This window comes from Clostridium sp. CM037, from assembly GCF_055081095.1.
On record NZ_CM143650.1, the window covers coordinates 898,286 to 912,763 of the forward strand.

Sequence of the window (14,478 nt, forward strand, 5' to 3'; positions counted from 1 at the left end):
AAGCTATGATTAATGAAGAAAAGAAAAAGATATTAGCTATGATTTCTAATAATCAAATTACTGCAGAAGAAGGTGTCGAGTTATATAAAAAGATTAGTTCTAAGGAAAATATAACTCATACGACTTGCAATAAGGATTCTTTAAAAAAAGATAATCATCCAGAGCATAAGGAATACTGTGGATGTAGTTTCAATGATATTGCTATTATAGGTATATCAGCCAAATTTGCTAATTCTAACGATGTTGAAGAATATTGGGAAAACTTAATTCAAGGGAAAAAATGTATTGAAGAAATCTCAAAAGAGAAAATAGATTTAACTAATATACAAGAAACTGAAAAAGAGTTTATAAAATATGGAGGATTTATATCAGATATAGATAAATTTGATCCATTATTTTTTAATATATCTCCTAAGGAAGCTGAATACATGGATCCTAGACAGAGATTATTTCTTGAAGAGTCATATAAGGCTATCGAAGATGCAGGATATGCGACAAAAGATTTATCTGGGAAAAAATGTGGTGTCTTTGTAGGAATACAACAAGGTGAGTATTTAGAAAGATTTTTAGGGGGAGTAAATGAAAATGTACCTACTTGTAATAGCTTATCTGTTATACCAGCAAGAATTTCATATATATTAAACTTAAAAGGACCTAGTATAGCTTTAGATACTGCTTGCTCATCATCGCTTGTAGCTTTATCACTTGCTTGTGACAGTATAAATAGTGGCAATAGTGATATGGCAATAGCTGGCGGAATACAACTTATGTTAACTCCTTGGATATATATGTCACTAGGTAAGCTTGGAATGTTAAACAATGATGGTAAATGTAAGCCCTTTGATGATGGTGCAGATGGAATCACCTTAGGTGAAGGTGTAGGCGCCATAATACTTAAGAAGTATAAAGATGCTAAAAGAGATGGCGACCATATTTACGGCATTATAAAAGGAATTGGAGTAAATCAAGATGGAAAAACTAATGGAATAATGGCACCAAATGGTCCATCACAAACGGCTCTAGAATTAGAGGTTTATAATAAATTCAATATAAATCCTGAGGATATAACATATGTAGAGGCACATGGCACTGGAACAAAATTAGGAGATCCAATTGAGATAAATGCATTAACAGAAGCATTTAGAAAATTTACTAATAAGAAGCAGTTCTGCAATGTAAGCTCAGTTAAAGGCAATATAGGTCATACATTATCATCATCAGGAATTGCAAGTGTAATAAAGGTATTATTAAGTATGAAACATGGTAAAATTCCTGCAACTATTAATTATGATAATAATAATAATAAATTAATAAATTTTAATGATAGCCCATTTTATGTAGGCACTAAGAATGAAGAATGGAAAATCAAGGATGGAAAACCAAGAACTGCTGCTATAAGCTCTTTCGGAATGAGTGGAACCAATTGTCACTTGGTAATTAGTGAAGATGATGGTGATATTGTTCAATATGAAGAAAATAATCAAAAAATTCATTTGCTAGCTTTATCAGCTAAAAGTGAATTTGCCTTAGAAAATAAAGCTAAGGAAATGCTACAATATTTACAAAATCAGGGAAGAGAGTATAGATTACAAGATATAGCTTATTCCTCTTTAATAGGAAGAGATCATTATGATTTCAGAAGTATTTTCTTAGTTAAGAATAAGGAAGAGTTACAAAGGGAATTAACAGCATTTATTAATAAACAATCTAGTTCAAATTACATATGTAGCGATAAAACAAATAGTAATAGTACTGTGAACTCGATACTAAAAGAGACAATGGATAAACTTTTTTATCAATTTAATAATAATGATTTTTCTCCTGAAGAGTATGAGAAAGTAGCTAAACTTATTTGTAAATATTATATAAAAGGATATGAAATAGAGTTCAGTAAGATGTTTGAAAATACAAAAAATAGACGAGTTTCACTTCCAACTTATCCTTTTGAATATATGAGATGTTGGTTAGATGGTATTGAAGGTAAAAGAAATAAAGTTACCTTAGATAAAGAAGCAAAAACACACCCATTGCTACTTAAAAATATCTCTACAATGAAGGAGATAAGTTTTGAAAGTGAAGTTGGAAAGGATGATGAAGAGGTTTGGTATAAATCTTTATTCAACACTAAGATGATAAGTGAGGCAGATTTATTAGAGATGGCAATAAAGGCCGCGGAATTAGCCAGTAAAAACACCATTAGCTCGCTAAAGGATATTAAATTTGCTAATCCTATAACAGAAGATGAGATGGTAAGTAAAATTAGAATAGATTTAAGTGGAGACAATGAAAACATAAATTATATTTTATATAATAGCGACAGAAAAGAAAAGGTTTATTCAAAAGGTAATTTAAAGGCTGATTTATCCAATAAAAATAATAGCGGTTATATAGATATAGATAAGATAAAAGGAAAAACAACTGTTTATAAAACAAAGGAAGAGGTTTATTCAGTATTAGAAAATCAAGGTATTAGATATGATGTTAACTTAAAAGTTATTGATGGAATGTATAGCAATATTACAGAAAGCTTAGTATCTATAAAAATTTCCTGTGATGAATACACAGAGTATAAAATAAATTCACGGATTTTAGAAGCCGCGTTACAAATGATAAATATGGATATTGTAAGAGACGGTGGAGTAGCTTCTGTAGTTTATGATATTAAAGAAGTGAATTTCTCAGGAGATTTAAACTCGGCTAGTTACATATATTTTAAAAATATATATGTAACTAGTATTAATTCGAATAATAACTATGATATTTTTGTAATGAATAAAGAGGGAAAAGTGTTAGTAGCTCTAAAGGGAATAAATATGGTTTCTATAGGCACTAATAATTTGGTAGCTAAGGAACAATACTCTGTGCTAAAGAAAGATTGGGTTAGATCACAAAAGACATTACTACCTAAGAAACCAAGAGGTAAATTTATAATTATAATAAATAACGAAATAAATGCAGCTGGGCTAGAAACAATAAAAGCAGCTTTTGATAACACCATAGTAATTTGTGATTGTATTTCTAAAGAAAATAATTGCCAAGGTATAGTAGTAGATTTTAGAAATGAAGATGAAAGTAAAAGGGTTATAGATGAAATTCTTAACATGAACTTAGACATAGAAGGAGTTGTAGATTTTTCAGATATACATAAAAAATCCACGGGTGTTTCAAAGAAGAGTTATGGTAAGATATTATTTCTTCAAGCAATTGTAAAGAAGTTTAGGGGTAAAGGAATAAAGTTAATCCATCTAACAAGAGGAGTACAAGGATTATCTGATAAGGTGGAAAATTTAGCAGGAGCAGATATTGCAGGAGTAATAAGGATGCTTGGTTCAGAGTACAGAAATGTTAAAGCAAAAACAGTAGATATTAATTTTTCTATAAGTGATATAGAAAAGCAAATATCGCTAATATATACAGAGCTTAATATCGAAGATGAGTTTGGAGAGATATGTTATGTGGACGGTATAAGATATGAACCGTATATAGATATCATAAAACAAGAAAATAAATGGATTAGCAGAAATGTAGATAATATAATAAATTTAGACCCTAAAAAGGTTTTTGTGGTGACTGGCGGGACTAGAGGTGTTGGAGCTGAGATAGCTAAACTTTTAGTTAGAAGAGGAGCAAAGAAGTTAGTTATAATGGGAGTCACTCCATATCCTTCTAAAGAAAAGTGGGCAAATACTTTAAGCGATACATCTCATAGTAAAGCAGAAAAAGAGAAGATTAAGAGAATAATAGAGCTAGAAGAGTGTGGAGTTGAGGTTAAGATTTGTGTTGAGTCTTTAACTGATAAGGATGGCTTAAAGAAATACTTTGATAATATAAGAAGCAATATAGGAGAAATAGGAGGAGTAATACATTGTGCTGGTTCTAGCTTAAATAATGATTCTGCATTTATAAGTAAAAATATAGAGGATATAAAGACTGTTTTTGAGCCTAAGGTTGAAGGCGTAGAGATATTACATCAGGTATTAGAGAATAGTAGTTTAGATTTCTTTATTTTATTCTCTTCAATAGCTGCATTATCACCACTGCTGTCAGTAGGATTAAGTGATTATGGAACAGCAAATTATTATATGGATACCTTTGCTAAATACCAATATTCTAATGGAAATAAGTATTATAAATCCATCATATGGCCTAGCTGGTTAGAGGTAGGTATGCTTGTAGACTTAGGTTTTAACTTAAGCCCTGTATATACAAACGTAGGACTTACAGCTCATGGCTTAGCAGATGGATTATTTATGATGGAGGATATGATTAATTGTAAAGAACATCCAAGTGTTATTCCGGTTATTACAGATACAGATAAATTTAATAAAGATAAGTTACTAAAGATAAAAGATAGTAAAGAAGTAAATGTATCATCTTCAAAAGTAAATAATAGTGTTGAAATTCATGATTTAAATGAAAGAATGGAGATAATAAGAGAATTACTTTGCGAAGAGTTAAAGATACCAAAAGATAAAATAAAAGATAATGTAACCTTTGGAGAAATTGGTGTAGATTCGATTGTATTAGTAGAGGTAATAAAGAGATTAGATAATGCACTACATATAAAAATGGATCCTTCACTATTCTTAGAATATCCAGATCTTAAGTCATTTTCTGAGTATTTATTAAAGGATATAAAAATATCCAAAGAAGAAGTAGAATCAAAGGAAAATGTTTTAAGTGATAAAAATCATATTAAAATCAAAGAGAAATTTAACAGAGTATTACAAAATATAAGAGAAGAGTTTGAAGAAAGGAAAATAGAAAAGTACAAGGATGATAGAATAGCAGTTATTGGCATTGGTTGTAATTTCCCAGGAGCAAGAAACAAGGAAAGCTTTTGGAATAATCTTAAAAATGGAGTAAATAGTATAACAGAGGTTCCTAAGAGTAGATGGGATATAGATAAATTATATTCACCAGCCTATGAAGTTGGAAAGAGTACTAGTAAATGGGGAGGTTTTATTGAGGACATTGAACTATTTGATGGTGAGTATTTCGATATAAAAGAAAATGCCGATCAAGTAAGTCCTTTAATGAGACAGTATTTAGAAATCACTACTAATGTAATAAATGATGCAGGCTATGAAAGAGCAGAATTGAGCGGAAAAAAAGTAGGGATTTTTGTTGGAACTCATGCAGGATCATATCCAAGTTGGGTAAAAAAATTTAATAAAAACACAATAGTAGGAATAGGACAAAACTTTATTGCTGCATATGCATCACATTTCTTTAATTTTAAAGGTCCAAGTTTAATAGTAGACAGTGCTTGTTCATCTTCGCTTATGAGTTTACATTTGGCATGTCAAAGTATTAAATTGGGTGAATCAGAAATGGCTATTGCTGGTGGAGTAGATTTAATGTTAGATGAAAGATCATATATGGTTTTCAGTGCATCTAAAGCAATGTCTCCTAATGGAAGATGCAATACATTTGATTTAGAAGCAAATGGTATTGTACCAGGAGAAGGATGTGGAGCTGTATTATTAAAACCTTTAACCAAAGCTATAGAAGATGGAGATAGAATATATGCAGTTATTGAGGCATCAGCATCAAATAATGATGGTAGGACAATGGGGGTAACTACTCCTAATATAAAGTCTCAAGTAGAGGTTATTAACGAAGCTATAAAGAAAGGAAATATAAATCCAAGAAGTATAGGATATGTTGAGGCACATGGGACAGGAACAATGATCGGAGATCCAATAGAACTTAAGGCACTAACTTCAGTATTTAAAAATTATACCAATGAAAAGCAATTTTGCGGAGTTGGAAGTGTAAAGACCAACATCGGACACTGCTTAAGTGCAGCAGGGATAGCAAGTTTTATTAAAACAGCCCTATGTGTATATAATAAGACACTAGTTCCAACTTTAAACTGTAGCAATCCTAATCCTAGATTTGATTTTAAAAATTCACCTTTCTACCCAGTTATGAAAACAGAAAAATGGGAGAGATCTTGTGAAGTTAGAAGAGCAGGTATTAGTTCATTTGGATTTGGAGGTACTAATGTTCATATTATAATTGGAGAATGTGAAGATGCTATGTTAGACAATTACATAGAAAAAAGAAAGCCATTAGAATTAGAACTATTTAATAAAAAAAGAGCGTGGGTTAACGAAGAGGTTAAGGATATTAATAAAGAACAAGAAGAAAAAGATCAATTTATGTTCCTTGATTTTATTGAAGAATAATTAATATTAAAATTAGAGAGGTATATGCTTATGGAGAATTTGAGTGATATGAGATTAAGTACTATTATGAAAAATGACAATTATATAGTTAGAGATCATAGAGTTCATGGCGTAAGAATTATGCCAGGGGTAACTTTATTGGATATGATTTATAGATTTTTGAAAACTAAAGGTATCAACTTAAAGGAAGTGGAATTAAAAAATGTACTATTTAGTGAACCGGTGTCCACTAGCGAAGAGTATGATAAGAAAATCCGAGTTACATTCAAAGAAAAAGGTAATGGCTATAATGTAGTTGCTAAAAGCCAAAAGGTTAAGGATGGTGTAGTACTTAGTGATACCTGGGATGAGAATTTACGTTGTGATGTACACTTTACAATTATGTATAACACGAAATCCATTGATATAGAAAGTATAAAAAATAGTAGCATTCGTACAGAGGATATGGATTATGCATATAATTATGTAAGGAAAATAGATATAAATCATAGAGAATTTATGAAGGTACTAGGTAAACTATATTACGGAGAAAAGCGTATTTTAGCGGAGATCTCATTAGGAGATCTAGCTCATAAATATTTGGATTATTTTTATATGCATCCGGCATATCTCGATGCAGCTACATTAGTACAAGGGTTTGTAGTATTGCAAACAGTAGATTTTTCACAAAATGTAAAAGCATCTATACCTATGTATATTGAATCTTTTAGATCTTATGAAGCAATGAAAGAAAAGATATATGTATATATTAAAGAGGAAGGTTATGAAAATGGATCAATAAAAGATTTAATGTACTTTGATATTGAGATATATAACGAAAAGGGTGAAGAAATAGCTTCATTTAAAAAATGGGGGCTAAAAAAGATACGTTCAAAAGATACTGTAAGCAAGCTTAAAAATATTACCAATTCCAATGATCACAAAGAAAAACCAAGGGCTCATTTAATTAAAGCTAAAGAAGTGAGTTTATTAAAAATAAGTTCTAATAATATAGAAGCGATAGTAACATATTTGAAAAACATAGTAAGTGAAATGGCCGATATAGATGAAGAGGAAATAGACACGAGAGAAGGTTTTTATAACCAAGGGCTTTATTCACAAGATTTATTAAAAATAGTAACAAAATTAGAAGAAAGATTAGAAACAAGTCTATATCCAACTTTACTATTTGAATATACCAACATAGATGAATTAAGTAAGTATATTTTTGAAGAACATAAAGAAAGGTTTTTTGCTCGAAAAGAAGATACATTAGTAGATTTATATGTTAAAAATGAGATAGAAGATATAAAAATATTAGGTTATGCTCCATATTGGAAAGAAAGCACTTTGAAAAACAATATGAAAGAAGAACTAAAAAATGCATTAGTGCTTTGTAGAGATATTAATGATTTACAAAATATAAAAGGTATTGAATTAGGTAAAAACAATATATTTGTATTTCCAGCAGAAAAGTTTAAATCGGAAGGAAATGGTATCTTTAAGATAAATTTAAATAATGAGGATGATTTCAAGAAGTTAGTAGAAGAGTTAAAGGTTTCTGATAAGATACCTAACATACTCATAGACAGTTTTAATTTACATAGTGAAGATGAAAATTACAAAGGCATAAACGATCAGTTGGATAATAGTATATATCCTATGTTTTATATAACAAGAGAATTAATTAAAAGTAAGTTAAAGTCAAAGATAAAGGTTATGTATATTTATGGTTTAGATAAGTCAACTGGTAATAGTAATCCTAAGCATCAAGCTATGGAGGGGTATTTAAATTGTTTAAGATCAGAAAATAATAAGGTTATATATAAATGTATATGTATAGATACAAAAAATAAAGAAAATATTAAAGATATTATATATAAAGAAGCTTATGGAGATTGGAAAGATGAAGATCATCTTTGTTATGAGAATAAAAATAGATTAGTGAAGAGATTTAGAAAAATAGGTAATGTAGATATAAATAGCGCATCAGTTATAAAAAAAGGTGACGTTTACTTAATAACTGGAGGAGCTGGAGGTCTTGGAATTAAGATATCAGAGCATATATTAAAAAATGGAGGAAAGGTAGCATTAATTGGAAGGACTAGTGATGTATCAGATAAGATAAAACTATTACAAAAGGAAGATGATTCTATTGAGTATTTTGCATGTGATATAACAGAGTTAGAAGCTGTTAAAAAATTGTATGAAAAGATAAAAGACAAGTATGGAAAAGTTAATGGAATTATACACTGCGCTGGTATAACTAGAGATTCGTATATAATCAACAAAGAAATACAAGAAATGAAAAAGGTACTTAGCGTGAAGGTGGACGGAACTCTTATTTTAGATGAAGTCTTTAAAGCTGAGAAGTTAGATTTCTTTATCACATTCTCTTCTATAGCAGGAGTTATGGGAAATCCAGGACAAAGTGATTATGCTTATGCTAATTTATTTATGGACTATTATGCAACTGTAAGAGAGTCACTAAGAAAAGAGAAAAGTAGATATGGTAAAACTCTTTCTATAAACTGGCCACTTTGGGCAGATGGTGGGATGAAAAGCGATTCTAATACAGAGGAGTTGCTAAAACTTAAGTTTGGTATAAGTTTATTAGATACTAAAGATGGAATTAATGCTTTAGAATGGGCAATGCAAACTTATGAAAGCAATATAGTAATTTTATCAGGAGATGAGGAGAAAATAAATTCCATATTATTAAGAGATAATGAGATATTAGAGGAGAAAGAAAGTACCGGTGAAAGGAAAAACTTTAAACAAGAATATAGATATGATGAAGATGATGATTTAGCTATTATAGGGGTAAGTGGTAAGTATCCAGGGGCAGATAATATATTTGAGTACTGGAATAATTTAAAAACAGGTAAAGATTCTATTACAGTAGTTGATAATGGAAGATGGGATTATGACAAGTATAAAAAGATAGCTAATGAAGTCTGGAATAGGGATTGTTCAAAATGGGGTGGTTTTATAAGCGATGTTGATAAATTCGATTCATTATTATTTAATGTTGCACCATATCAAGCAATCTTAATGGATCCTCATGAAAGAGTATTCTTGGAAATTGCTTGGGAAACCTTTGAGGATAGTGGACTTATAAAATCAACACTAAAAGGGGAAAAGGTAGGGGTATTTGTAGGAGCGATGTGGATGCAATATCAGCTATACAACAATAGTAGAAATATATCTACAACTACAATATCATCTATTGCTAACCGGGTATCTTATTATTTTGGGTTAAATGGTCCAAGTATGGGTATAGATACTATGTGTTCTTCTACTATGACAGCTATACATATAGCATGCCAAAGTATTAAAAACAAAGATTGCACAATGGCTTTAGTAGGGGGCGTAAATCTATCTATTCATCCAGATAAGTACTTACTATTAACACAAGGAAATTTTACATCTACTGATGGAAGATGTAGGAGTTTTGGAGAAGGTGGAGATGGATACGTACCTTCAGAGGCCGTGGGAGCTATACTCATTAAACCTTTGAAAGAAGCTGAAATAGATGGAGATAGAATTTACGCAGTTATAAAAAGTAGTGCTATAAATCATGGAGGAGAAGCAAGTGGCTTTACTGTTCCAAATCAAAAGGCACAGGAAGAGGTTGTAGTTGAGGCCATTAAGAGAAGCAATGTAGATGTAGAAACTATTAATTATATTGAAGCTCATGGTACAGGAACACCACTAGGAGATCCTATAGAGGTACATGCCTTGAAAAAAGCTTTTAATAGATTTACTGATAAGAGACGTTTTTGTGCAATTGGTTCTGTAAAATCAAATATAGGTCATGCAGAAGCAGCAGCTGGAATTTCAGCTATTACTAAAGTTATATTACAAATGAAGTATAAAAAATTAGTACCATCAATAAATTCAGAAATTTTAAATAAAAATATACATTTTGAAGATTCGGCGTTTTATGTACAAAATCAATTAGAAGAATGGACGCCAGTTGTTAAAGTATTTGATGGACAAAAAGTAGTTTATCCTAGACGTGCTGGTATAAGTTCTTTTGGAGCAGGAGGGTCTAATGCACATATTATTTTAGAAGAGTATATAAATTCAGATTACAGTAAAGAATTATCAAGTAGAAATTATATCTTTGTTTTATCAGCTCAAACTAAAGAGCGATTAAACGAATATGTAAAAAGAATGAAAGTATTCTTTAATAAAGATAAATCAGTAATATCTAAAGAAACAGAAGAAATAAAAGATATGATTATAACTTCAATTTCTACACTGTTAAACATACCAGAAGATAGTATAGGTGAAGATTGTAATATATATGAGCTTGGATTAAGTAATGTAGAATTAGTTAAGTTATGTGAAGAGTTAAACTTAGTATATGATTTAGACGTGAATTTATCAGTGGTATCGAAATACAGCACTGTGGGTGATTTAAGTAAATACATAACAACTAAGGTGATAGGATATGTAGATAATACATGTGAGGTAGATGATTTAGACGGTATTAATATCTCAAGTCTTACTTATACACTTCAAGTATCTAGAGAACCTATGAAACATCGTTTAGCAATTATTACTTCATCATTAGGTGAATTAGTAGAGTTATTAAATAAATATTTAAATGATGAGGTTTCTGATAAGGTTATTATAGGAAAAACTGATGAAATTAGTAAGGGATATGAGTTTTATGAGAATGGCTTTAATAACTGTGGTGATGTTGCAAAGGCATGGGTTATTGGGACTGAAATTAAATGGAAAGAACTTTATGAAAGTAATACTCCGAGTATTGTATCTTTACCACACTATCCTTTTGCAAGGAAGAGATATTGGATAGAAGCAGAGGATCAAATTCAATTTAATACAAGGAATATGATATCTTATGAAAAAGGAAGTAATGAAAAGGAAAATTCCATAGAAATAAAAGATTTAGAATGTGATGTAGTAGAGGAATATACCGGAAATGAAGTAGGACTAGAAATTATTGATGATAACGTAGCAGTGATAAGAATTCAAGATATGGACCATAATAATACCTTTACTGGAGGTGTAATAGAGGGATTGACATATAACTTCCATAAAGTTCAAAGCAATAAAAATATAAAAGTTATTGTAGTTACTGGAAGTGATAGGATATTCTCTATGGGAGGAACTCAAAGTCAATTAATGAATATATCTGATTCAAAGCTTAGATTTACGGATGCTCCGTTCTTGTATAGGGGAATGTTAGAATGTGAAATACCAGTTATATCAGCAATGCAAGGACATGCATCTGGTGGTGGAATGTTATTTGGGCTTTATGCAGATATAGTAGTCATGGCGGAAGAAAGTGTTTATTCAGCTGTATTTGTAAAATACGGATTTACGCCAGGAATGGGAGCTACATTTATCTTAGAAGACAAGTTAGGTAAGAATCTTGCTACAGAAATGATGTTCACAGCAAAAACTTATACTGGAGAACAGCTTAAAAATAGAGCTGCATCAGTTATATTTAGGAAGAGAGATGAGGTTTTAATAGAGGCTATAGCTATAGCTCGTATTATTGCTGAAAAGCCCAGAAATACTGTATCTGTATTAAAGAAAGAATTATCAATTAGAGTTTTAGATAATTTACTAAGATGTATAAAAAGAGAAGATGAAATGCACAAGCTTACTTTTACGACACCAGAAGTTAAGGAAAAAATAAAACATTATTATAGGTATTCAAATGATGAAAGTGCTAATATTTCAGCTAAGAAAGAAAAAGATAAGGTACAGCACAGTAATGATAATGTAGAGATTAAGGATACCGTTGGTGCTAAAAGCGGAGACAAAGATATAAAGTCAAAGTTAATAGAAATTCTTAGTAAGCAAATCTTTATGGAGGCTGAGGATATAGATGTTGAAATGAATTTCAAAGATATGGGTGTTGATTCAATTAGTGGAGTTGAAATAGTAAGAGATATCAACAAAGAGTTTGGTACTAATTTAGATACTATTGATATATATGACAATTCAACAATAAATGATCTATCAGAATATGTAAAAAAGAAGTTAAATACTGTAAGCTATGCTGAAGAAGTAATAGACAATATCCCAGAAGACAGTGAGAATGACATCTTAGATTTACTATCAAAATTAAATCAGGATGACCTATCTATAGATGAAATGGCACAGTTTTTGGAGGCGTACTATGAATAACAATGAGATGTTAAAAGATATTTTAAAAATGATAAAACAAAATAAAATCTCTCCTAGAGAAGGATTAAGAAAAATAAATGAGATAAAGAAAAATCAATTATTAGTAGGGCAACATAATGAAAGTAATACTAATGATGTAGAAAGTAAAGTTAAGGATATAATATGCAAGACTCTAAAGATGGACAAGTATGATTTAAGCATAGATATTTCTTTTAAAGAAATGGGGGTTGACTCCATCAGTAGTGTTGAAATAGTAAGAGATTTAAATAATGTGTTTAATATAAATATGGATGGCATACAGTTATATGACTATCCAACTATACCAGCGCTAACTAAAAGTATATTAGAAGAAATAAACAAAAACAATGTAAATGTTATAGCGAACAAAGTTGTAGAAAAAGAAAGTAATGTAGATAATAAAAGACTTAATCACAGATATGAATACATGAATGATTTGATAGATAAATTTTCAAAGAATCAACCATCCCCAGTAGAAGAGAGTGCAAGAGTAAAGCAAGAAATTCAGTTTAATACTGTAGGAAAGGTGGAAGATTCAAAGAAAAGAAGTCATACAAGTTATACTAAGCCACTTTCATTAAAAATCTTGTCTAAGGATAAGGATAACAATGCAGAAGAGGAAACGGTTAATAAAAGAAAGGGAAAGATAGTGTTATCTGTATTTAGTAAGAATAGCTCTAGTGATAATTCAAGTAGTAAGGTTAAACTCAATATAAAGTCAAAAGAAATTAAAGAGAAAGCTTATACAAAGATAGAACCTATTATAAATACCGAAGTATCAAGGGGCATTGCCATTATAGGCATGTCAGGTAGATTTCCAGGAGCTGACAATACCAGACAGCTCTGGAAAAACATTAGGGATGGAGTATGTAGCATAAGTGATATTCCTAAAGAGAGATTTGATATAGATTCATTCTACGATGAGAATAGAAAAGCTGATCAAAAGACATACTGTAAGGTAGCTGGACTAATTGATAATATAGATGAATTTGATCCATTGTTCTTCAATATATCTCCGAAAGAGGCGGAAATAATTGATCCACAGCAAAGAATATTTTTAGAGGAAGCTTGGAAAGCTATTGAAGATGCAGGATATTCTAATAGTACAATAAAGAATACTAGTTGTGGAGTTTTTGTGGGATGTGCTCCTAGTGATTATATAAAGAATCTAGAAGCTAATATGTTAAATAACACTGCAGAAGCATTTATAGGTGCATCATCGTCTATTTTAGCAGCAAGAATTTCATATTGCTTAAACCTTAAAGGACCAAGTATCTCAATAGATACTGCATGTTCGTCTTCTTTAGTAGCAGTACATCAAGCTTGTGCTAGTTTATGGAATGGAGAATGTGATATGGCACTAGCTGGAGGAATAAGACTTATGTTTACTCCTAATATCATAGTACAAAGTAGTCAAATGGAGATATTATCCACTGAAGGTGTATGTAGACCATTTGATGAGTCGGCAGATGGAACTTTACTTAGTGAGGGTGTTGGAGTAATTGTTTTAAAGTCTTTAGAAAAAGCAATAGAAGATAGAGATTATATTTATGGAGTAATAAAAGGTGTAGGATTAAATCAGGACGGAAAAACCAATGGAATTACAGCACCTAGTGCTATATCACAAACTAATTTAGCAAAGGATGTATACAAAAAATTTAACATTAATCCAAAGGATATAAGTTATATAGAAACTCATGGTACAGGAACTAAATTAGGAGACCCTATAGAGGTAAAAGCACTTACAGAAGCATTTAGGGAATTTACAAATAATAAAAATTACTGTGCTTTAGGATCAATAAAAGCAAATATTGGACATACCACTATGGCAGCGGGTGTTATTAGTATTATAAAAGTACTATTGGCAATAAAGAATAAAAAGATTCCACCACTAATTAATTTTAATTCATTAAATGAAAAGATTAATTTGGGAGAAAGTCCTTTTTACATTAATACTGATTTAATCAATTGGCCAGAAAATAAAGATCATCCTAGGATGGCCGCAATTAGCGGATTTGGATTTAGTGGAACCAACTGTCACATTGTAATTGAAGAGTTTAACTAAACTATTTATTGCCTTATATAGAAATAAGGTGGAGAGGTGCAGGGTAAATTT

3 protein-coding genes are annotated in these 14,478 nt (G+C 30.5%); all 3 read left to right on the top strand.

Translation table 11 applies throughout. The features are described 5' to 3' along the window. The first annotated feature begins 5 nt into the window (after window positions 1-5). Genes ACWJKP_RS04440 through ACWJKP_RS04450 form a run of 3 tightly spaced genes read left to right on the top strand, consistent with a single transcriptional unit; the run spans window position 6 to window position 14,427 of the window. Window positions 6-6,194, top strand: coding sequence for a type I polyketide synthase (locus tag ACWJKP_RS04440; RefSeq protein ID WP_462961427.1), 6,189 nt, complete (start codon window positions 6-8; stop codon window positions 6,192-6,194). 30 nt (window positions 6,195-6,224) lie between these two features. Beyond that, complete coding sequence (locus ACWJKP_RS04445) at window positions 6,225-12,344, top strand: SDR family NAD(P)-dependent oxidoreductase (protein WP_165412048.1); 6,120 nt, start codon at window positions 6,225-6,227, stop codon at window positions 12,342-12,344. Beyond that, complete coding sequence (locus tag ACWJKP_RS04450; protein ID WP_165412047.1) at window positions 12,337-14,427, top strand: beta-ketoacyl synthase N-terminal-like domain-containing protein; 2,091 nt, start codon at window positions 12,337-12,339, stop codon at window positions 14,425-14,427. Before ACWJKP_RS04445 ends, ACWJKP_RS04450 begins: the two co-directional genes overlap by 8 nt. The last annotated feature ends 51 nt before the right edge of the window (window positions 14,428-14,478 follow it).

Excerpts from the sequence above, each read along its gene's own strand:
- ACWJKP_RS04445 (WP_165412048.1), top strand. The coding sequence starts at position 6,225 with ATGGAGAATTTGAGTGATATGAGATTAAGTACTATTATGAAAAATGAC.
- ACWJKP_RS04450 (WP_165412047.1), top strand. The coding sequence starts at position 12,337 with ATGAATAACAATGAGATGTTAAAAGATATTTTAAAAATGATAAAACAA.
- ACWJKP_RS04440 (WP_462961427.1), top strand. The coding sequence starts at position 6 with ATGATTAATGAAGAAAAGAAAAAGATATTAGCTATGATTTCTAATAAT.